This is a genomic window from Aerococcus urinaehominis (assembly GCF_001543245.1).
Classification (GTDB): domain Bacteria; phylum Bacillota; class Bacilli; order Lactobacillales; family Aerococcaceae; genus Aerococcus; species Aerococcus urinaehominis.
In genome coordinates this window covers 1,366,234-1,388,056 of the sequence record NZ_CP014163.1, presented here as the reverse complement: position 1 = coordinate 1,388,056, position 21,823 = coordinate 1,366,234, and the positions used below count along the sequence as shown (strand labels likewise).

General features: G+C 40.7%; 25 protein-coding genes and 1 other annotated feature. Of the genes, 8 read left to right on the top strand and 17 right to left on the bottom strand.

All coding sequences use genetic code 11. The features are described 5' to 3' along the window. Positions 1–50 precede the first annotated feature (50 nt). From AWM75_RS06420 to AWM75_RS06410, 4 genes are read left to right on the top strand one after another with little or no spacing between them, the layout of a single operon-like run. Positions 51–308 (top strand): GNAT family N-acetyltransferase, encoded by a 258-nt coding sequence (locus tag AWM75_RS06420; RefSeq protein WP_067979779.1) that lies wholly within the window; start codon positions 51–53, stop codon positions 306–308. Positions 309–331: 23 nt separating this feature from the next. Beyond that, the gene (locus tag AWM75_RS08940; protein WP_082702083.1) at positions 332–496 is read left to right on the top strand and encodes a GNAT family N-acetyltransferase; all 165 of its coding nucleotides are present in this window, start codon (positions 332–334) and stop codon (positions 494–496) included. Between the two features lie 27 nt (positions 497–523). Beyond that, positions 524–946: a hotdog family protein gene (locus AWM75_RS06415; RefSeq protein WP_067979775.1), complete on the top strand. Its 423-nt coding sequence runs from the start codon at positions 524–526 to the stop codon at positions 944–946. Next, positions 930–1,325 carry a MaoC family dehydratase gene (locus AWM75_RS06410; RefSeq protein ID WP_067979773.1) on the top strand — a complete coding sequence of 132 codons (396 nt, stop codon included), beginning with the start codon at positions 930–932 and terminating at the stop codon, positions 1,323–1,325. Before AWM75_RS06415 ends, AWM75_RS06410 begins: the two co-directional genes overlap by 17 nt. A gap of 58 nt (positions 1,326–1,383) precedes the next feature. On the opposite strand, the gene AWM75_RS06405 is transcribed toward AWM75_RS06410, so the two are convergent. The 5 genes from AWM75_RS06405 to yjbM all read right to left on the bottom strand — a co-directional run bounded on the left by AWM75_RS06405 (position 1,384) and on the right by yjbM (position 6,448). After that, the gene (locus AWM75_RS06405; RefSeq protein WP_067979769.1) at positions 1,384–2,313 is read right to left on the bottom strand and encodes a homoserine O-succinyltransferase; all 930 of its coding nucleotides are present in this window, start codon (positions 2,311–2,313) and stop codon (positions 1,384–1,386) included. A gap of 51 nt (positions 2,314–2,364) precedes the next feature. Beyond that, positions 2,365–2,590 (bottom strand) — a binding site (T-box leader). Between the two features lie 71 nt (positions 2,591–2,661). Beyond that, entirely contained in the window at positions 2,662–4,092 is a 1,431-nt protein-coding gene (gene mgtE / locus AWM75_RS06400) for a magnesium transporter (protein WP_082702082.1), read from the bottom strand. A gap of 9 nt (positions 4,093–4,101) precedes the next feature. Beyond that, the gene (locus AWM75_RS06395) at positions 4,102–4,989 is read right to left on the bottom strand and encodes an RluA family pseudouridine synthase (protein ID WP_200778304.1); all 888 of its coding nucleotides are present in this window, start codon (positions 4,987–4,989) and stop codon (positions 4,102–4,104) included. Beyond that, positions 4,979–5,809: an NAD kinase gene (locus tag AWM75_RS06390; RefSeq protein ID WP_067979766.1), complete on the bottom strand. Its 831-nt coding sequence runs from the start codon at positions 5,807–5,809 to the stop codon at positions 4,979–4,981. The genes AWM75_RS06395 and AWM75_RS06390 overlap by 11 nt, the downstream gene beginning before the upstream one ends. 12 nt (positions 5,810–5,821) lie before the next feature. Then, positions 5,822–6,448 (bottom strand): GTP diphosphokinase, encoded by a 627-nt coding sequence (gene yjbM / locus AWM75_RS06385; RefSeq protein ID WP_067980912.1) that lies wholly within the window; start codon positions 6,446–6,448, stop codon positions 5,822–5,824. Positions 6,449–6,598: 150 nt separating this feature from the next. Between yjbM and AWM75_RS06380 the strand changes: the two genes are divergently transcribed. Both AWM75_RS06380 and AWM75_RS06375 read left to right on the top strand, forming a co-directional pair. After that, complete coding sequence (locus tag AWM75_RS06380; RefSeq protein WP_067979763.1) at positions 6,599–7,177, top strand: CYTH domain-containing protein; 579 nt, start codon at positions 6,599–6,601, stop codon at positions 7,175–7,177. A 37-nt stretch (positions 7,178–7,214) separates the two neighbouring features. Then, complete coding sequence (locus tag AWM75_RS06375) at positions 7,215–7,922, top strand: DsbA family protein (RefSeq protein WP_067979760.1); 708 nt, start codon at positions 7,215–7,217, stop codon at positions 7,920–7,922. Between the two features lie 78 nt (positions 7,923–8,000). Here AWM75_RS06375 and pepF read toward each other — a convergent pair whose 3' ends face one another. The 3 genes from pepF to trpS are packed head-to-tail and all read right to left on the bottom strand — an operon-like array spanning position 8,001 to position 11,887. Continuing rightward, on the bottom strand, positions 8,001–9,791 hold the full coding sequence (pepF, locus tag AWM75_RS06370; RefSeq protein ID WP_067979758.1) for an oligoendopeptidase F: 1,791 nt from the start codon (positions 9,789–9,791) through the stop codon (positions 8,001–8,003). Between the two features lie 51 nt (positions 9,792–9,842). Continuing rightward, positions 9,843–10,841 carry a competence protein CoiA gene (locus tag AWM75_RS06365; protein WP_067979755.1) on the bottom strand — a complete coding sequence of 333 codons (999 nt, stop codon included), beginning with the start codon at positions 10,839–10,841 and terminating at the stop codon, positions 9,843–9,845. 47 nt (positions 10,842–10,888) lie between these two features. Then, entirely contained in the window at positions 10,889–11,887 is a 999-nt protein-coding gene (trpS, locus tag AWM75_RS06360) for a tryptophan--tRNA ligase (protein WP_067979752.1), read from the bottom strand. A gap of 174 nt (positions 11,888–12,061) precedes the next feature. Here trpS and spxA point away from each other — a divergent pair, with 174 nt between their 5' ends. Together spxA and AWM75_RS06350 are read left to right on the top strand one after the other, a co-directional pair. Beyond that, entirely contained in the window at positions 12,062–12,457 is a 396-nt protein-coding gene (gene spxA / locus AWM75_RS06355; RefSeq protein WP_067979749.1) for a transcriptional regulator SpxA, read from the top strand. A 150-nt stretch (positions 12,458–12,607) separates the two neighbouring features. Continuing rightward, positions 12,608–13,249: an adaptor protein MecA gene (locus AWM75_RS06350; protein WP_067979746.1), complete on the top strand. Its 642-nt coding sequence runs from the start codon at positions 12,608–12,610 to the stop codon at positions 13,247–13,249. 287 nt (positions 13,250–13,536) lie between these two features. Here the strand turns inward: AWM75_RS06350 and AWM75_RS06345 are convergent, their stop codons facing one another. The 9 genes from AWM75_RS06345 to thrS form a co-directional block, all read right to left on the bottom strand. Then, entirely contained in the window at positions 13,537–14,556 is a 1,020-nt protein-coding gene (locus AWM75_RS06345; protein WP_067979742.1) for a lipoyl protein ligase domain-containing protein, read from the bottom strand. A 138-nt stretch (positions 14,557–14,694) separates the two neighbouring features. Beyond that, entirely contained in the window at positions 14,695–15,573 is an 879-nt protein-coding gene (locus AWM75_RS06340) for a MetQ/NlpA family ABC transporter substrate-binding protein (protein WP_067979739.1), read from the bottom strand. 14 nt (positions 15,574–15,587) lie between these two features. After that, positions 15,588–16,265 carry a methionine ABC transporter permease gene (locus tag AWM75_RS06335; protein WP_067979737.1) on the bottom strand — a complete coding sequence of 226 codons (678 nt, stop codon included), beginning with the start codon at positions 16,263–16,265 and terminating at the stop codon, positions 15,588–15,590. Next, positions 16,265–17,326, bottom strand: coding sequence for a methionine ABC transporter ATP-binding protein (locus AWM75_RS06330; RefSeq protein ID WP_234946606.1), 1,062 nt, complete (start codon positions 17,324–17,326; stop codon positions 16,265–16,267). The genes AWM75_RS06335 and AWM75_RS06330 overlap by 1 nt, the downstream gene beginning before the upstream one ends. A 176-nt stretch (positions 17,327–17,502) precedes the next feature. Further along, the gene (gene rplT, locus AWM75_RS06325; RefSeq protein ID WP_067979730.1) at positions 17,503–17,862 is read right to left on the bottom strand and encodes a 50S ribosomal protein L20; all 360 of its coding nucleotides are present in this window, start codon (positions 17,860–17,862) and stop codon (positions 17,503–17,505) included. A gap of 47 nt (positions 17,863–17,909) precedes the next feature. Then, the gene (gene rpmI, locus AWM75_RS06320) at positions 17,910–18,110 is read right to left on the bottom strand and encodes a 50S ribosomal protein L35 (RefSeq protein WP_067979727.1); all 201 of its coding nucleotides are present in this window, start codon (positions 18,108–18,110) and stop codon (positions 17,910–17,912) included. Positions 18,111–18,135: 25 nt separating this feature from the next. Next, complete coding sequence (gene infC, locus AWM75_RS06315; protein WP_067979724.1) at positions 18,136–18,639, bottom strand: translation initiation factor IF-3; 504 nt, start codon at positions 18,637–18,639, stop codon at positions 18,136–18,138. Between the two features lie 218 nt (positions 18,640–18,857). Next, on the bottom strand, positions 18,858–19,670 hold the full coding sequence (locus tag AWM75_RS06310) for a MetQ/NlpA family ABC transporter substrate-binding protein (protein ID WP_067979721.1): 813 nt from the start codon (positions 19,668–19,670) through the stop codon (positions 18,858–18,860). 107 nt (positions 19,671–19,777) lie between these two features. Further along, positions 19,778–21,709 (bottom strand): threonine--tRNA ligase, encoded by a 1,932-nt coding sequence (gene thrS / locus AWM75_RS06305; protein WP_067979718.1) that lies wholly within the window; start codon positions 21,707–21,709, stop codon positions 19,778–19,780. Positions 21,710–21,823: the final 114 nt, after the last annotated feature.

Sequence of the window (21,823 nt, the reverse complement as noted above, 5' to 3'; positions counted from 1 at the left end):
GTTATCAAAACTATGCTATAATAAATAAAAATATTTTTAAGGAGTCAATCATGAAATTCAAATGGACCAATGATTTAACTGACCAATGTTACCAACAAGCAATTGACATCAGAAAAAAGGTCTTTATTAGCGAACAAGGTGTTGACCCTGATCTAGAACTTGACGAAAACGAGAATGCTTGCTTACATTGTGTTGGCTATAACAAGGACGGTCAACCTATCGCTACTGCCCGCTTATTACCAAGAACCCCTGATTTAATTCGTATCCAACGTGTAGCTGTCTTAGCTAATTACCGTCATTTTGGCTAGGACGCGCCCTTGTTAACGAATGTATCCAAAAGGCTGTACAAGAAAATTATTTTACTATTGAGCTCCACGCCCAATTACCAGTTATCGAATTTTACCAAGATTTGGGTTTTTCTAGCCAAGGTGAAGTTTTTGAAGAAGCTGGTATCCAACACATAACCATGACATTGACGATTAATCCTAAAATCTAGTAACTTTTAGTTCTAAAGGAGGTTCCTATGCTTAAACCAGGTATGACAACTGGTAAATTTGATTACCAATTTAGTCAAAGCGATATTGATGCATTTAACCAGGCGATTGGAATAGATGCCGGCCACCCTTTAACCGGCCAGGCTGCGCTTACCTTACCTATTAAATTGATGACTAGTGTAAACTTGCCTTGGCAGGAAGAAATCCCTCAGCCACTCATTCATGGCCGTCAATCCTTTACATATCACCAAACCATTCAAGCAAATAAAACTTATCAGATAGAAATCAGTATTAGTAGCGTTAGGCCGATGACGGCTAATGGCCAAGACACACTCATGTTTGAGCAGATAATAGCTGGTTGGGACCAAGATCAAGTCGTGTTCCAGGCAAAATCTCTCTTAATTGGCTATCTATCTAACCAAGGAGGTCCTGCCCATGAAGCTCACGCATAAACAAATTTTAGGCCCTTTTAACTCTCAGCCGATTAACCAAGCTACTATCCAGGCTTATGCCCAGGCATCTGGCGATTTTAATCCGATTCATCTAGATCAAGCAGCTGCTCAGGCAGCTGGATTTGACCGACAAATTGTCCACGGTATGCTAAGTATGGGAATATGCCTACAATTGTTAACAAAAAATTTCCCTAGCGATAGTCAATTTTACGACTACGATGTCAAATTTAGCCAACCCTTGCTGGTGGACCAAGCAATTAGTCTTGAGGCTCAAGTCAGTAAGCTCGATGACCACCAAGCCCAGCTTAAGTTAACTGCTCGTACCCTAGACCAACCAGACATCATCATACTAAAGGGAAAGATAAAACTTAAATTTTAGCCTATCTCAAGGCAAAAGGCCCCAGACCGAACAAAAATATGGTCTGGGGCTTTTATAATTAATCTCGGTGATCTTTAATTTTTTCAATAACAAAGGGTGTGGACTGGTAAACATAATAGTTCAACCAATTAGTTACTAGTAAGTTTGCGGCACTACGCCATCTTAAGAGTGGTCGTTGTTGCGGATAGTCTTCAGGATAATAATTGTAGGGTACTTGGATATCTTGGCCACTAGCTAAATCTCGCTGGTACTCTAGCCCTAGCGTTTCAGCATCATACTCCATATGCCCAAAAACATAAACTGAATGATGGTCGCGGGAATGTACGACTGCCGGACCAGTTTCTTGTGCAGAGACTAGTATTTCCAATTGGCCACTAGCCTCAATATCGCCAGCTAAAACTTCAGTATGACGGGAATGAGGCATCAAAAACACTTCATCAAACCCGCGCATCAGCATGGCTTTAGGTTCCAAGGTGTATTGATCATAGATGCCAAATAATTTATGATTTAAGGGATATTTTTCAATCCCATAACGATGGTAAAGAGCAGCTTGAGCCCCCCAGCAAATAAAAAGCTCAGCAAAAACATGGTTCTTAGACCAGTTCATTATCGCTTGTAACTCCTGCCAATAATTAACAGTCTCAAACTCCAGGTGTTCAACCGGTGCGCCAGTAACTATTAAGCCGTCAAAGTATTGATCCTTAATATCATCAAAGGTCCGATAAAAATTTGCCAAGTGTTCTTGAGATACGTTACTAGCATGATGACTAGCCATTCGTAAAAAAGTCACCTTAATCTGCAAGGGAGAGTTAGATAAAAGACGCAGTAATTGTTCTTCAGTCGCTTCCTTGGTTGGCATCAAGTTAACAATTAAAATTTCAAGCTCACGGAAATCTTGCATTTCAGCCCGGCGTTCATCCATAACAAAGATATTTTCATTAGATAATTTTTCAATTGCGGGTAAATCACGTACTACTTTAATTGGCATAGCATTCTTCCTCTCTAACAAAAAAGCCCTTATAACAGCTATCATGACTGTTATAAGGGCGTCTCTACGCGGTACCACCTTATTTTTGCAAATTAATGCCTCTTAGCCACACCAACATGTGGCAGTTTGCTATCGTTAACTAGACGTGGATGCTCAGTTTATCCTTTCGCATCCAAGCGCTCCTAGACCATTTTCAATTAGTTGTAACTAGCCCTTCACACCAGCCAGAGCCTCTCTTAAGTCAACACTAATTTACTTATCTATTCATCGCGCAAACATATGTGATGTAAGGTTATTTTAATCAAGCATGATCACAAAGTCAAGTATCATGCCAGCGCATAACTTATCTTATTTTAGATAGACTAAAAATTGACTAGCAATTGAAAAGTAAATGAGTACTGAAGTTAAATCGCTCAAGGTCGTAATAAAAGGACCTGAGGCAACCGCAGGATCAAAGCCAAGGCGGTCCATTAGAATAGGAATGAGTGATCCTGCTAAATTGGCTACCGTAATGGCCGCCAACATAGCAATCCCGATTACTAAACCTAGGGCTAGGTTTCCTTGCCAAATACTAACAATAGTACAAATAACAATACCGGTAATTAAGCCAGAAATTAGACCTGTAGTAATTTCCCTTAGAATCAAGGAAAAAAGCGTCTTGTCTTCAGCATCTTCAGGAGCAGCTAAACGTCTCACCGCAACCGCTAAAGATTGGGTACCAGCATTACCAGCCGTACCAGTAATCAAGGTAATGAACAGAGAAAGGGTTGCTACTTCAGAAATCATCCCTTCAAAACGCCCGATCAAAGTTGAGGTCCCCATACCTAAAACCAGCAAGGTAATTAACCATGGTAACCGTGATTTAGCAGCTTGACCAGGGCTAAAGCTTTGTTGCTCCTCAACATCAACCGCTGCCAAACCAGAATAATCACTCGTTGCCTCCTCATCAATTACATCAATAATATCATCAACAGTGATAATCCCGACAAGTTGCCCGGTTTCCGCCGTAATTGGTAACGCCAAGAAATCATAGTCCTTAATTTTATTCGCAATTTGAACCTGATTTTCGTTAACATCGCCCGAAACAATCCGATTTGACATAATATCAGTAATCATGGTATTCGAATCTGAAATCAACAAATCTTTAAGGGATATAACCCCCACCAAACGGTTGTCATCGTTTACGACATATAGATAATAAATCGTTTCTGCGTTGGCTGCCTTGGCTCTGAGTAAAGCCATAGCAGATTTAACCGTTTGATTTGCAAAAATTGAGACAAATTCAGTAGTCATCAAAGAACCTGCTGTTTCAGCAGCATAGTTCATTAAGACTGAAATTTCGTCTGCTGCCTTAATAGGCATCAAGTGTAGGTAACGACGTACCTGCTGGTCTCCTAGCTCATTAAGGATATCGACCGCATTGTCACGATACATATAGGCAAGAACCGTCGCCGCATACTGGTCAGACATATCATAAAGGAATCCAAGCACTGATTCTTGGTCTTCTTCATCGATGACGTCATATATTTCAGCTAATTCTTCTGGACTAATATAATCTTGCAAGGCAGCCCGTTCTGAAGGATCTAGATTTAGGTAAATTTGAGCTTGGTCATAGGTATGATTTTCAAAAAATTTCTCTCTAAAACCTGCCTTATCACCTCGATGGAGCTCAGTAACTATCTCCCGGTAAATCTCCTCATCAGTGGGTTGATAGACATTATAAATTTCAAGTTCTTCTTCATTATTCGGCTGATTTAGAGTTTCATTGTCTTTAGTCATAAATTCTCCTTATATATTAAATCCCAATTGGCTCAAATCATTAGCCAAGGGAGCCTCGATAGTTAAGGGGTGTTGGGTGAAGGGGTGAATAAAGGATAGTTGGTGGCAATGAAGCGCCTGGCGATTTAAACCCTGCCAAGGTTGACCGCCGTACAACTCATCCCCTAGTAACGGAGCACCTTGGTAAGCAAAATGGACACGAATCTGGTGGGTACGGCCAGTGTGCAACTTAACACGATAGCGGTTAATACCAGCGGCCTCTTGGTCGAATTGATACTCTGTCAAGGCATACTTACCCTCTGGGCCCACCTGCCTTTCGATAATCGAACCAGTCTTCCTAGTAATTGGGGCCTCGATAAAGCCATGAACTTCAGGCAATTTCTTGCGGTTAAAAGCAATATATTGGCGAGAAATCTCCTTTTTTTGGAGTATCTGGTCCATCATGGCATGCGCAAAGCGGTGGCGGGCAAACAACATAATCCCCGATGTATCCCGGTCTAAACGCGTTATCACATGAATCATCTGATCATCGTAATCCCGGTGTTGGTAATAAGCCTTTAAAATATTGGCCATTGACCCTTGTGGGTTATACTGGGAGGGAATAGAGGTATAGCCAGCTGGCTTATTAACAGCTATCAGATGCTCATCTTCATAAAGAATATCAATTGGCTGGCTGATTGGTTCAATAATTTCTTGTTTACCTTCTTTGGGCAGGACAATGGTAACTTGGTCACCAGGCTCTAATTGATATCTTACCGTGCACTGGTGGTTATTAACCTTAATTTGGCCACCATGATATTTTAATTTAGCTAGTAAACGTCTAGATACGCCCTGCTTTTGCAGAAAGCTCTTTAACAAAACATTTTGAGTAGCAGTCCAAGTGAACTTAACTGTCAAAATGACTACCCCTCTCCTTACTTTTAACACCAATAAAACTCTGCTCCACCCGATTCCAAAAATGCATATGCCGGTAACGCGCAAAATGAACCCGTTCCTTGGCAATAGCAAATTGTAGCCGGTCAACATCGCCAATCGGGAAAGTGTCCTGGTCTATTGAAATCATTACGTTAGATTTGAAAGCTGGATCAGGCGTTATGACAATCCACTCATCAGAAGCAATCAGCAAAGAAGATGATAAGGTCCGATAAACACGATTATTAATTGAAGCTATTTCTGTCAGCTGGAGGGTGTCTAAGCGCGGATGAACAACAACGCCACCTAGAGACTTATTTAAGCCAGTTGAGCCAGTCGGGGTTGCGACACATAAACCATCCCCTTTAAACAGTTCAAATAAGTCCTCCTTAATAGACACATCGCAAGTCATCGTACCTTCATAGCGCCGAATGGTTGCTTCATTTAGGGCTAGTTTACGGGTAACCTGGCCATCCCAATGGAAAAGCTTTAATTCCAGTAAAGGGTAAGAAACGCGTTCACCAGCATCCTGAAGCAAAGCATCAAAAAACAGGTCCAATTCGTCATCGCGCCAATCGGTATAAAAGCCCAAGTGGCCAGTATGGATACCGACGAAGCGCACCTGGTCTAACATAGACTCATATTGGTGAAAAGCATTAAGTAGGGTACCATCTCCTCCTATTGATAAGACAAGATTGGGCTGGTCCTGGTCGAAGGTGAGATCGTGTGCTCGACCAAATGTTAAAATCTGCTCTTTTATGGCTATAGACTGGGGATTAGGACTATTGACAATAGCAATTTTCATCTCAGCTACCTCCTATTTAGGATTGCGATTACTATCAAAGTAGTGCTGGGCTTCGTGTATTTCTTCGCGAATTTTTGACATTTCTTCATCAAGAGAAAAAGCAGCCTCAGCAGCCCGCTCTAAACGACGGTGCAAATGCTCTGGGTAGTCACCACGATATTTATAATTTAAACTGTGTTCAATTGTTGCCCAAAAATTCATAGCGAGCGTGCGGATTTGTATTTCAATCAACACCCATTTTATGCCGTCCACACGTTCCACAGGATAGTTGACTACGACATGGTAGGAGCGATAACCACTGGCTTTTTTGTGGCTGACATAATCTCTTTCAAGAATAACCTGAAAGTCCTGGCGCCGTTTCAAATGGTCTACAACAGTATAGATATCTTCAACAAATTGGCACATAATTCGTAGCCCACCAATATCTTGCATTTCATTATAAAAATTTTCTGGTGCAATATCGCGAATTCTAACCTTCTCCATGATAGATTGGGGAGTCTTCACACGACCAGTTACAAATTCAATAGGGGCTTGTTTGCCTTGATTTCGATATTCCTGGCGAATTCCTTTTAACTTTACTTTCATTTCCTCAACAGCTTGGCCATAGGGGGCCAAAAACTCAGCCCAATCTCTAACCATTGAAATCACTCGCTTTTGCTTCTAAATTTTTACATACTGGTTTATTGTAGCATATTTCTAGCTTACTTTAAGTAGCCAAAATGATACATAAGCTGATTTCTTCACCAATATTAATAAGATTGCTATAATGAAGAAGTAAGGAGGCTAGTCATGTCAGAAGAAATTGAAATTGAATTTAAAAACATGCTCACTCAGGCTGAGTATGACCTGATTTATCAAAGCTTGGATTTAAGTCATGTCCCAGCTATTTACCAGGTTAATAGCTATTTTGATCAAGAAGCTATCCTAGCTGACCACGGCATAGCCGTCCGCCTCAGACTAGCTGACCAACAAGCTGAAATCACTTTAAAACATGGCCAGTTGGACCACCAAAATATAGAAATCAACCAGCCAATTAGCCTGTCTAAGGCCCAGAAAATAATGGCCGCAGCTTGCCTGGATTTACCGGACACTTTAGTAGGCTATTTAAATAAAGTTGGTATCGATAACTTGTATAAACTTAAACAAACGGGCCGCTTTCAAACTAAGCGTTACCAAGTTAACTACCAAGACCAGTTATTGGTCCTTGATCAGGTCAACTTTGGAACTTCCCAGGATTATGAGCTCGAAATGGAAGTGAACGATTATGAGTTGGGTAGCCATACTTTTAATGCCTGTCTAGATTATTTTAAGATTCCGCGCCGGCCTAGTCAGCCTAAAGTAAAGCGGATGAAAGATTCTATTAACTAATTAGTCAATGTAAACTACTTAGAGAAGAGGTGAAACCATGACAGACTTGGACCACCAAGACCATAAAGCGGTTGATGAAAATATTTTTGAACTCTTTCTTTTTGTCAACCCCTTGGGTTCCGCCTGTTATAACTGTGAACAGGAAATTTTAAAATTTATTTCTGAAACAGATAAGCGCGTCTTCTTTCGCTTTATTACTTTTCATAATTTTCAACTGGTTAACCAATACCTAGCTATGTCTAAACAAGAAACGCTCAGCCTGGCTGACCGCAATATACTGTTTAAAACAATGCAGCAAGTTGCCTTAGGTTATCGAGCCGCCCTTTTCCAAGGCAAAAAGCTGGGGCGTGAATACCTATTACGTATGCAAAAGCATTTTAGCATCCTAGGAGAAGAATACAGTTTAGAGCGCTCTATAGCCCTAATGGCAGATACCAAACTAGATATTGATATGTTTTTAGAAGATATTGAATCCGATTTTGTTAAAGAGGATTATTTAAATGATCAAAAATTGGCCATGCAAATGCAAATCCGCACCAATCCATCCCTGGTCCTCTTCGATAATAATAACTTCCAATACGGTTTACGAATAGAAAGCGATATCACGGCTGACCATCTCCATAAACTTACTTCAGGTCAAGCCTGCATTAAATACAATCAAGAGCCAACTTGCGATGCTGTTCAATCAAATAAGTCCACCGGCCAGCTTATTAAGCTATCTGATTACTCAGGTAAGCCCCTATAGCGATAACAAAAAATCGACCTGCTCATATCAGCGGGTCGATTTTTGATTTACTATAAAATTGCTAGCTTTAAATCAGGCCTATTTTGCCAGTAAAGTCCTTAACTGGCTAAAGCGTGCTTCAAACTTATTCATGGTAGCTTGAATATAGTTTGGATTAGTCATATCAACGCCGGCTTGTTGCATGACCTTAATCGGATAATCGCTAGAACCAGCTGCTAAAAAGGCTAAATAATCATTGACGGCACTTCCATCTTCACCTAGAATTCGTTCAGCTAAAGCGGTGGCTGCGCAGAAACCTGTCGCATATTGGTAGACATAATAATTCATGTAGAAATGCGGAATCCGGGCCCACTCTAAGCCAATTGTTTCATCATTTGATAAGGAAGGACCATAGTACTTACGATTTAAGGACTCATAATGATTAGTTAGATAGTCAGCCGTTAGCGCTTGACCCTTAGCTTCACTCTCATGCATAAACTGTTCAAATTCAGCAAATTGAGTCTGTCTGAAGACTGTGCCCTTCACACCATCCAAGTAATGATTCAGAATATAAATCTGGGCATCCTTATCCTTAACAGTATTTAGCAAGTACTCAGTTAGTAGATTTTCATTAGTTGTTGAAGCAACTTCAGCCACAAATATTGAGTAATCGCCATAAATATAGTCTTGATTTTTACGCGTATAGTAAGAATGCATTGAATGCCCTAATTCATGGACCAAGGTGTAAAGATCATTTAAGGAATCTTGCCAATTAAGTAAGATATAGGGATTAGTATCATAAGCACCAGATGAATAAGCACCTGAGCGTTTGCCAATATTTTCATATACATCTATCCAACGCTGGTCAAAAGCCTGCTTAAGATCGTTAATATATTGGTCCCCCAAAGGTGCTAGAGCTGCCAAGACTACCTCTTTTGCTTCTTCAAAACTATATTTCAAAGGAGCTTGGCCAGCTAGAGGCGTATACATATCATACATTTCAACCTCATCTAGGCCTAATTGATCTTTGCGATAAGCAACAAAGTCGTGTAAAAGATGAAGATTGTCATTAACAGTTGCGACCAACTCATCATATACAGCCAAGGGAATATTATTCTGAAAGAGCGCACGCTCACGTGCACTAGCAAATCCATATACTTTAGCCAGATAGTTATGACTCTTTATATTACCTGACATTGTAGCTGCTAAGGTGTACTTCACTTGGTCATAGTGCTGATAGAGTTGGTTAAAAGCAGTTCGTCTAACCTCTCGATCTTTACTTTCCAGCATCACACCATAGCTACCATGTGTTAGGTCAACTGGACGACCATCAATGGTAACACTACCAAATTTAAGGTCGGCATTATTTAGCATAGAAAAAGTTTGACTAGGATTATTAAAAATCTCACTAGCCCCAGCCAAGAGCGCCTCTTGGTCAGCCGGCAAAATATGATTCTTTTGTCTCAATAAAGTATCAAAATAATGCTCATAGCCCGGTACTTGAGCAAGGTCATTTAAGAGGTCTTGGTCTAAGGCCAGTAATTCAGGTGTAAACCAAGCTAATTGCTCAGCCACCTGGGCAGCTAGACTCTGGGCACTAGCGTCTAACTGTAAATAATCTTCATTAGTTGTGTCTTGATCATGCTTTAAATGGGCATAGACGTAAACTTTTTCTAGTTGGCGGCTCAGCTTTGCTAGATCAGCTAAAGCAGCTAGTACCTGATCTTTGCCCTGGCTCAATTGGCCTTGATAGCCTTGAAAATCAGCTAATAAATCAGCTAAATTCGCCATCTCTTGCCTAGCTTGGTCATCATCCTGATAGATACTAGTTAAATCCCAGGTATCAGCTTCTGGGGTTTGTGATCTCGGCTTGGCTTCTTTAATCGTCATATATAACTTCCTTTCTATATCAGCTCCCTTTATTATAACCCTTTTCATGAGTTAATAAAATCCTTGTCCCTCAAGCCAGCTAATAAAGTCAAGATACAAGCCACAATTAGCCCTAGCATGAGGTCGGAAGTCTAATTGGTCAAGCACAGCTTGGTGGCGCTCCCTAGTTGGTAATTTCGGTCCTAATACATACAAGTAAGTTAAGACCTGCCAAAGATCCTGTTTAAAAAAAAGCAGTTTTCTTTGCCACTGAAATATTTTAACTGGCAAGCTTTGCAAACTCGTGCCATGCTGATAAAGAAAAATTAATAATTTACGGTCACAAGCATTTCTAGAGAGCAAACATCGTTTGATAAAAGCTTCAACTCTAATGTTGGGATTGGCAAGCGGGCGCTGGGGGTGACCCAGTTGGTAATTTCTTCCCAAATCCCCTAATAAATGCAAATAATCCGCTGGCTGAATTAAATACGACCGATAGGGCTTGCCCCACAAGTCCAAAGCCACTAACTTCAATGGTAATTGCGCACCCTGGTAATAAGCAACAAACCAACCTAGCTGCTGGTGGTAGGTCATAAAATTAGTCAGACGATCTAAGACACATTTGTTATATCGATAGTGCGGACTATCCTGGCCTAGTAGCCAAATTAGCTGGCACCCTACTTGTAGGTGGTCTTCCTCTCGTGCTCGGCTATCACTACTGGACAAGAGCGCATATTGGATTTCCCAGCTATATAATTTTGCTTGGTCCTCTATTAAAAGATCAGCTCGACGATCAACTTTCTTCAAATCTACTTCCATACGGACCTGGTAACCAGATTGGCTTAGATTTTGATATAAATCCTCCTTAGCCAGACGATGCTGGCTGGATTCTCCCTTAGACATTTGATTTACTGAGCTAATTTGGTGAGCAAAATAAGGCCGTCGCTTAGTACCTGCTTTAAATTGCAGTACTTGTTCACATTTAGGACAGAAGTAAGGGCCGCTATTAGTTGCTCCTATAACCTCATCAGCACGGACCCAATTTCCTAGACCATCCTTAGCATAAAACATAATAACCCCTCCTATTATTAAATACGTAAAATAGGAGGAGTTATCTGTTAGAGTTTATATGAAAAACCGATGGCTGCTTCCATGTCAGCCAAAGTTTGGTTAGCTAGCTCTTTAGCTTGACTTGCACCTTGGCGCAAAATATCATCTAAATCACTAGATTGATATAATTTTTGGTATTTAGCTTGCATTGGTTCCAAGACCGAAATAATTACTTCAGCCAGATCCGCTTTAAATTGTCCGTAGCCAGAATTTGCATATTGGTCAACTAAGCTAGCAAGTGTTTGTCCAGAAAAAGCTTGATAAATAGTCAATAGATTAGAAATACCCGCTTTTTCTTCAGGGTCATAAGAAATTACTCCAGAAGAATCAGTAACTGCACTTTTTATTTTTTTGGTCACCTGCTTAGGTTCATCTAAAAGCGAAATAAAAGCCTTTTGATTAGAATCAGATTTAGACATTTTACTGGTTGGGTCCTGCAAACTCATAATCCGTCCCCCAGATTTTGGCGTATAACGCTCTGGTCGCGTTAAAATCTCTTTCCCTTTCGGTGCAAAATCACGGTTAAAACGGTCAACAAAGTCACGCGTCAGCTCTATATGCTGGGTTTGGTCGTCTCCCACTGGTACAAGGTTGGCCTGGTAGAGAATTATGTCAGCCACCATCAAAGCTGGATAGGTAAGTAAACCAGCCTGCACTGATTGTTGCTTTTGCACCTTGTCCTTATATTGCGTCATACGCTCTAATTGACCCAGAGGTGTTAAACACTCCACCATCCAAGCTGCTTGGGCATGGGCTGGTACATCACTCTGCACAAAAACTGTCGCTTGATTGGGATCCACACCTAAAGCTAGATAGAGGGCGGCTAAGCTACGGGTCTGTTCTCTTAGCTTAGCAGGATTTTGAGGAACCGTAATCGCATGTTGGTTAACCACGCAATAATAAGTTTCATACTCATTCTGGAGATCCACAAATTGTTTTAGGGCTCCTACATAATTACCAATTGTCGGAATCCCACTAGGTTGGACACCCGAAAAAATTCTTTCCATATTCTACCTCCAGTTTTTATTATTAACATTATTGTAGCACTAATTGCCTAGCCCATGAAGGCTAAAACTTGATAAATATGTGAACTTATCTTCCAAGGACTAGAAATACTATTAAAAATATAGTATAATATAAATGTACGGGTCGCAAAATCATTCCTTAAGGAGGATTCTACCATGGTAAAACTTTATTCATCACCAAGCTGTACCTCATGCCGAAAAGCTCGGGCCTGGTTAGAGGCGCACGAGATTCCATATACGGAGCAAAATATTTTCCAAGAACCATTGACAGTAAAGGATATTAAAGAAATTCTAAGAATGACTGAAAATGGCACAGAAGAAATTATTTCCACCCGCTCTAAAGCTTTCCAAGCTTTAGATATTGACTTAGAAGATATTAATTTAAACGAATTATTCGACTTAATTCAAGCTAATCCAGGACTGCTTCGTCGTCCCATCTTATTAGACGAAAAACGCCTGCAGGTTGGTTACAATGAGGACGAAATTCGTCGCTTCTTACCACGTGAAGTACGTGCTTTAGAATTACAAAAATCTTTAGCAGATATCGGCTAATCATTAGAACTGTTACCAAACGTAAAAAGGCTGAGACCCATGTCTCGGCCTATTTTATTTCCTAACCTTTATAAGCTATTGATTTACTATTTTATCATTTTGTTTTACACTAGTGTATAATACATATGGTAGAAGATTGAGGTGAAGCAAATGGAAATGGAATATATTAATGAAAATACAATCAAGGTCTTCATCGATGCCAATGACTTACTCGAACATAATATCTCTTTTATCGATATTATGCAAAACCAGAGTTCCGTAGAAAATTTCTTCATGAATATTCTTGAAGAAGTCGATGTTTCAAAAAAATTTCAACATTCAGACGCGATTACTTTTCAAGTGATGCCAAAAAATAATGGCATAGACTTGTATATCAGCAAAAGCGATGCAGACCGTGAAGCTAAGGGTATGGAGACCCTTCATACGATGCTTGAAGCTGTTAGCCAGGAAGAAGACAAGCCAGAAAAAACAGTAGAGGCCACTCTTCCGATAATTGAGGATACTTATTTAGTTAAAATAGTATTGGGCTTTGACCACTTTGACCAAGTTTTAGAATTTGCCCAAGTGCTAGATTTAGAGGCGGCAAATGATCTTTATTTATTAAATAACAAGTACTACCTACTTGTTAGCTTTGACCGATCTGAATACATGACTAACGAAATATATGATGCAATATATCGCTTGTTAGAATTCACTCAAATTAGTCCAATCAACCTAGCCGTCCTGGCTGAGCATGGTAAAAAATTAATAGCTGATAATGCTTGTCTCTTTTTAAAAAATAAATTTAGCTAAGCGTCGATTGACAAATAAAAGAAGCTGTGACAGATGTCGCAGCTTCTTTTATTTACACTATCTATTCTAGTCAGCCGCCAGAAAACATACTATATCCATACGCATTAAAAATGCTACGGCTATAGCCGCACAGCATACTATATCCGTACGCATTAAAAATGCTACGGCTATAGCAAAAGTCAGAGCTGGTGTATGGCTAACCTCTAGATTAGTGTTTTATCACCACTCGATATCATTCGGCTTTTAGTCCAAAACCTCAGCCCTAGGCAACTTTAATCACACTTTATTTAATACATGATCCTGACTAATTCCGCGCTCGTTACCGGACCAAAGATTTCTGCCAAGGGATGTCGGTCAAAAATTACTTTGAGCGCATCAGGCTTATATTCTGCCCCTTGCAGGTCGGCAACCAAGGTATCTGGAGATTGACTTCCGATAAAATCACCATAGAGACGTAACTTGGTAATTTTTCCATGCCTAATACTAAAGTTAAAATGTATATGTCCTGCTAATGTATTTGAAAACCGATGCAGTTCCAGCCCTTTTATTTCTGGTTGATTCCAGCTGGCTTGACCCGTAAAACTGCGCTGCAGATTTTTTATAGCTTGTCGGTCAGCTGCTTGAAGCTTATAACTCTCTACCTGACTTTTGCCTCTTTGGCTAAATATTTGTTTTAGTAACGCATCGCGGAACTGTTTAATCCCTATCATCTGGAAATCATCCCCCAAATAGGGTTGGATATTAGTCACACTAGCTGGCCTAGATTTTAAGCCAGGGCTGGTTAGCTGTGTCATGGTGGGTTGTAAAGCGTGGCGCAAACGAATTAGATCTGCATCAAACATGATGGTACCATGCACGACTAGCCGTCCCTGAATATGGTAGCTAGAAGTTGTAGCAAACTGTTGACCATCAACCAGCAGATTAGACCGATTTCTTAACGCTACCCCATCAACGCCCAAATGCTGAAGGGCTGTCATTATGGGTGCCAGAAGATCAGTAGTCGTCCAAGCCTGTTGGTGGTCACCAGGAGCCATATAGGCAAAATTTAAACAGCCCAAATCTTGGTAGGATGCGCCGCCCGCAGCAAATCGCCTAACTAATTTGACATGATTCTCTTCTAAATAATCAGCATTAACCTGAAAGGGCCAATATTGATAGCGACCGAGGACAACTACAGGTTCATTGATATAGGAAAGAAAGATATCCTCGCCCAAGTCGGCCTGACTCATCATATATTCCTCAAAAGCAATGTTCCAACTGGGATCAGTAATTAATTTTTGGTCGTTTTCATAAGTAACATATCGCATAGGCTGCCTCCTTTCTCCTAAGCTTTTCTCTAGTCTAGCAAAGTTGAAGCAAAAAGTCTTAATAATTTCTACTACTGATCAGGGCACAAAAATAGCGGAAGGCAAGGTCCCGTCCGCTATTTTTCATTTTATATATACCTATTTTTTAACCTGGCTTAAAATATTTTGGAAATCAGCTTGAGCATCATCACGATCACTCCAAGCCTTTTGGTCTGCATTATTAGTAACTTCCTTAATCTTAGCCTCTGTCTCAGGTGATTGATAAAGTGCAACTACCTGCTTGAGCTTTTCGTTTTCAGCATCCTCAGTCCGGCTAGCAATTACACACCGATATTGGACAACCTGACTTAGATCATCAGTATCGACAAAAATACCATCTTTAAAAGGATTTAAACCAGCATCGACTGCAAAGTTGGTATTAGCAATGACCACCTCAGCGTCCTCTAGTGAGCGTGGTACTTGGGCCGCATCTACTTCAATAATATTCAGATTTTTACTGTTTTCTACAATATCTGATAAGGCTGGTGTTAGACCAGCTGTATCATCTAATTTAATTAGACCAGCTTGTTGCAAAAGTAAGAGTGCACGCCCGCCATTAGTCGCGTCATTAGGAATAACAACCTTAGCACCCTGGTTAATTTCAGCTAAATCTTTAATGTTATTTGAATAAGCTGCCATTGGTGAAATATAGGTATAACCAATAGGCACTAAATCTGCTCCTTTATTAGTGACAAAGTCAGCTAAAAACGCTTGGTGCTGGAAAGCGTTGATATCTAGAGAGCCATCTGCCAGGGCTTCATTGGGTTGCACATAATCAGCAAAAACTTCAACTTGCAAGTCAATACCTTGATTTTTAGCGCGTTCGGCCACATCTTCCCAGACCTCACGCTCCACATCACCAACGACACCTACTTTTACTTGATTATTATCCTCATTATCAACAGCATCTTTATTGCCACAGGCTACTAAGCCCAAAGCTGCAAAGCCAGTTAATATAATTTTTTGCCATTTTTTCATCTTATCAACCTCCTTTAATGCTCAATCCGTTTAACATAACGATCTGCTAATGCCTGCGAAATAAAAACAATTACTAAAATAATAATTGTCGATACCAAGGTGACATCCCCTTGGAAGCGGTTGTAACCCCGGGTAATTGCCAGATTACCCAAGCCACCACCGCCAATAGTACCAGCCATAGCCGTCAAGCCAATAACATTGATTATTGATAAAGCAGATACCCTCACGATACCAGGCAGGGCTTCTTTTAAATAAACGCGAGTAACAATATCACCAGTCGGAGTGCCCATAGCTTGAGCAGCTTCAATAACACCAGGGTTCACTTCCACCAAAGCGTTTTGAATTTGACGTGCATAAAAAGGAATTGTTGCAACAACTAGGGGCACTATAGCAGCTGTAGTCCCAATCGAAGTACCCACCAAGGCCCTAGTTACACCAACTAAAAGTGCCATCATTATGACAAAAGGAATTGAACGGAAGATGTTCACTAATTTATCTAAAATACTGTAAACTACTTTATTGGCTTTGAGACCACCTGGTTGGGTCAAGACTAGGGCAATCCCGACTAGTAAACCTAGTAAAAAGGCTACGATACAAGTAATCAGAGTCATATACAAGGTTTCAATTGTCGCTTGGACAAACTCTTCAGGAATCTCCATGACATTAGGCATTAAGTTTTCCAGAAAATTCATTAGGCCTCACCCGCACTTTCTTGAAAAATGTTGTGGTATTCATAGACATTGATATCAGAAGCTTTTATAAAGTCTAGTGCCTCCTGAACATTATCAACATCACCTTCTAAACTAACCAACAGCGTCCCCACTGGGATTTCTTGCAAAATTTCTACATTGGCAAATAGAATATTGGCACGCACAGAAAAGCGTTCGGTCAGGGTAGCAATTAGTGGTTCCCCGGTTGAACTTCCCGAGAAGTTTAGACGAACTACCCGGTCATTAGCATTAATATTTAATAAGTCTGGATGAGCTAAAACGTTGTTGATACCTTTTTCAGTAGGAGAAGCAGACTCAATAAAGCTTTTGGTTAGGTCAGCTTGGGCATGGGTAAAGATATTAAAGATAGAATCTTCTTCAATCACATGGCCATTTTGCATGACAGCAACCCGGTTACATATTTCCTTAATAACAGACATCTCATGCGTAATAATTACAATCGTAATGCCCAACTGGTCGTTAACGTTCTTCAATAATTCTAATATTGACGCAGTGGTTTTAGGGTCTAAAGCAGAGGTTGCTTCATCACAAAGCAAAACGTCAGGGTCATTGGCTAAAGCACGCGCAATCGCTACCCGCTGCTTTTGGCCCCCTGATAGCTGAGCAGGATATGCATCAGCCCGATCAGCTAGACCAACCAATTCCAATAAAGATTCTACCTTAGCTGCTTTTTCCTGCTTACTTAAATCAGAATATTTAAGGGGAAATAGAACGTTATCAGCAACCGTCCGGGCTTCCATCAGATTAAAGTGTTGGAAGATCATACCTATTTTTTGTCGCGCCTGACGTAAGTTACTTTCATCCATGGCCGTAATATCCTTACCATTGACAATAACTTTACCCTCAGTTGGTCTTTGTAGCATATTTATTGTCCGTACTAGGGTTGATTTGCCAGCACCAGAATAACCAATGACACCAAAGATTTCTCCCTTTTTAATGGATAGGTTGACATCCTTAACAGCATCGACTGTTTGGCCATCATCTCGGGTAAAGGTAACCGAGACTTGATTTAAATCAATCATCAACATCCCTCTTTCTAACATTTCATATCACAAAATTAATTATGATGTCTCCATATCATTGTACCAGCAGATAGAACAATTCAAAAATATCATGTTTCAATTGGTATTGATAGTTTTTAACTATCATTTTCGAAAAAAAAGAGTTGGGATAGCCCCAACCCTTTATTAAATAATTATTATTTAGCTAAAGCTTCTTTAGCTTGATCACAGATTGATGCAAAAGCTTCTGGATCATTAACAGCTAAGTCAGCAAGCATCTTACGGTTGATTGTGATGTCTGCTTTCTTCAAGCCGTTGATTAATTTGCTGTAGCTCAAACCATTAGGACGAGCAGCTGCATTAATACGTGTAATCCATAAGCGACGGAAATCACGTTTCTTTTGACGGCGGTCACGATATGCATACATATATGATTTCATTACCGCTTGTTTAGCTGTCTTAAAGTTTACTGATTTTGCGCCATAGTAACCTTTTGCTAATTTTAATACTTTTTTACGACGACGACGAGTCACCGTACCACCTTTAACACGTGCCATGTTATTCCTCCTTAAATTCTCTCAAGTTCTTGATCTAAGCTGGTTGCTTATTTATAAGTATCCATCATTTGTTGGATACGGCTTTGGTCAGATTTATGAACCATTGCTGGTTGTTTGTGCTGACGACGTTGTTTCTTAGTCTTACCATGGAAACGGTGAGAACGTTCTGAGTGACTACGTTTAAATTTACCTGATGCAGTACGTTTGAAACGTTTTACTGATGCGCGGTGTGTTTTTTGCTTTGGCATGAGATTATCCTCCTAGAATTTTCTGTTATTTATCCTGACTTGGTGCCAGTTGTAAGAACATTGAACGACCATCCATTTTTGGACGCTGTTCAACTGTTGCGATATCAGCACAAGCTTCGGCATAACGCTCTAAAACTTCACGTCCGATATCTTTATGAGTAATCGCCCGACCTCTAAAACGAATTGATACCTTAACCTTGTCACCTTTTTCAAGGAACTTACGGCCATTCCGTAGCTTGGTTTGGAAATCATTTTCTTCGATTGTTGGGCTCAAGCGAATCTCTTTAACATTTATTACTTTTTGGTTCTTGCGCTGTTCTCGCTCTTTACGTTGTTGCTCATAGCGGTACTTACCATAGTCCATAATCCGAGCAACAGGTGGCTTGGCGTTTGGCGATACTAAAACTAAATCAAGATTAACTTGGTCAGCCTTTTCTAAGGCATCGCGCTTAGATAAAACACCCAATTGGTCACCATCTTGGTTAATCACACGCAGTTCGCGGGCACGAATGCTGTCATTAACAAACATATCTTTTGCGATAGGATGTCACCTCCGTATTTATTTCGAGAAAGTATGCATAGAAAAAGCGGCGGGAAAGCTAGTAATCCCGCCGCCATGATACACTTAATGTGAACTGATCTCTATCAACCCGAGGACTGACTTGTCAACTCAGGTGAGAAACGGGATAGTTTCTGCTTCTTTTCTCAACTTCACTATATTAGCATGCTTGGTCTTTTATGTCAAGTTTATTTTTCAGGTAGCACCCAATAAGCCTGGCCGCTAGACTGATTTAGTTCAGCCACCTTATCTTTTATTACTGGTGATTGATAAATTTCCATAACCGCATGGGTCCAGTCCTGGTCAACCTGGTCTGGTGCCACTACTGCTTGTAGGAAAAATTTGTCTTCAACTGTCTCATAAGCTAGCGCTCGATTAAAGTCAAGGTCCGCATCGTAGGCAATTGAGCCTGGAATGACAGCAAATTCTAAATCAGGTAGGGTCCGCGGTATCGTAGCTGATTGCATGGCCAGTAACTCTACCTGGGCACCCACGGCTTCAACATCCTCGAGGCTTAATTGGGCCAAGTTCGCCCCTGTTTTGATGCTGATAATGCCTGCTTTTTCAAGTAGTAGCAGGGCCCGTGTCAAGTTAGAAGGATCGTCTGGAATACCAATTCGGTCACCATCAGCCAGGCCTGCTAAATCTGCTTTGTTGGCTGGATAGATGGCTGTAGGTACTGTTGGGATTGGACCCAACTTTTGCAAATTAGCCTGCGACTCTTGGTTGAAATTATCAAGATAAAGCGAATGCTGGTCGACATTCAAATCCGCCTCTCCTTCTGCCATACCGACGTCAGCTGCCCGGAGGTCTGTAAAGGTAATATTTTTAACCTGGTAGCCTTGGTTCTCAAGCTCTGGAGCAATATAGTCTAAGAAAAACTCACTATAAGGTCCTGGAGATGAGGCTAGTCGAATGACCTGACCATCTGCATTTGAACTTTGACCACAGGCAACTAAAAATAAGCTAAGACTTGCTAGGCCAATTAATTTTAATTTCATAATGACTCACTCCACTTCCTTGCTGTATTACTATCTAAAGTATAGCAATTAGGCTAGACTTTGGATAATATCCAACTTAGATGGCTTGTGATCATTTATAGCGATTGCTAATCGTAATTTTTAATTTGATCCTGGGCTTGGCTTAAGAAGTCCGCAAATGGTATCGTGTCAGTTTTTTTGGAACCATAACGACGAACTGTTACCGTATTATTTTCAATTTCTTGGTCCCCGAAAACAAGTTGATAAGGGATTTTTTGCGTTTGGGCTTCACGAATCTTATAGCCCATCTTTTCATTCCGGTCATCAACCTTAACTCGGAAACCTGCTGCCTTCATTTGATCAGCAATCTTGTAAACATGGTCACCATGTGCATCCTCATTTACCGGAATTAGCACTGCTTGTTCAGGCGCTAACCAAAGTGGGAAGGCACCCTTGTATTCTTCCAGTAGATATGCCACAAAGCGTTCCATGGTAGAGACAACACCACGGTGGATTACCACAGGACGATGGTCATTTTGACCGTCTTCTCCTACATAAGTCAAATCAAAACGTTCTGGTAAGAGGAAGTCTAGCTGAACAGTTGACATGGTTTCCTCTAAGCCCAAGGCCGTCTTGAATTGAACATCGAGCTTAGGTCCATAGAAGGCAGCTTCTCCCTCAGCCTCGAAGTAATCTAGACCTAGATCGTCCATGGCTTCTTTTAACATGCTTTGTGCTTTTTCCCACATTTCATCATCATCAAAGTATTTCTTTGTATCATTAGGGTCGCGATAGGATAGGCGGAAGCGATAATCAGAAATCTTAAAGTCCTTATAAACCTCTTGAATAAGCTGTAAGGTGCGGGTGAATTCTTCCTTAATTTGGTCAGGGCGAACAAAAATATGAGCGTCATTGAGGGTCATTTCTCTAACCCTTTGTAAACCTGATAGCGCACCCGATTTTTCATAGCGGTGCATCATGCCCAATTCAGCGATTCGAATTGGTAATTCACGGTAAGAATGAATGTCATTTTTATAAATCATCATATGGTGCGGACAGTTCATTGGCCGTAAGACAAGCATTTCACCATCACCCATATCCATCGGAGGGAACATATCCTCATGATAGTGGTCCCAATGACCAGAGGTCTTATAAAGTTCAACATCTGCCATGATTGGGGTATAAACGTGCTCGTAGCCTAAGGAAACTTCCTTATCAATAATATAGCGTTCAATAATTCGCCGAACTGTTGCCCCTTTAGGTAGCCAGAAAGGTAAGCCGGAACCAACTTCAGGACTAATCATAAAGATATCTAACTCTTTGCCTAATTTGCGGTGATCACGCTCTTTAGCTTCTTCTCTTTGTTTCAAATAGGCTTTAAGATCACGCGCCTCAAAGAAGGCAGTCCCATAAATTCTTTGCATCATTTGGCGGTTAGCATCGCCGCGCCAGTAGGCTCCCGCTACTGATAGCAGCTGGAAGTGTTTAATATAGCCAGTTGAAGGTACATGGCCTCCCCGACATAAGTCGGTAAATTCACCTTGGCTGTAGACTGAAATTGGTTCATCTTCGGGTAAGTCGTTAATTAATTCTACCTTATAAGGATCATCGGCAAATATTTGAAGCGCTTCTTGACGACTAACTACTCGACCAGTAATCGGCAAATCTTCTGCTACAATTTTCTCCATTTCAGCCTGGATTTTTTCTAAATCTTCAGCTGTAATTTGACTGTCACCACGGTCAGTATCATAATAAAAGCCATTTTCAATAGCAGGCCCTACACCGAAGTGGGTTTCAGGGAATAGACGCTTAATGGCTTGGGCCATTAAGTGAGCAGCTGAGTGGCGTAAGATCCCCAAAGCATCATCATGTTTGGGATCAATAATCTCAATTGCGCCATCCTCTTCAATCGGTTCATTTAGGCCGATTAACTGTCCATTTATTTTAGCAGCAAGGGCTCTTTTAGCCAGACTATTAGAAATACTCTTTGCAATATCATAGGCAGTAGTACCAGCTTCAAAGCTAGCTATCTTGCCATCAGGGAATTTTATTTCTAGCATTTTATTCTCTCCTCCTACAAAACAAAAAACGCCCCCATAGTTATACAACTACAGGGGCGATTACTTGAAAAAACAATCGCGGTTCCACCCATATTTTATTGGTCTAGCCAATTC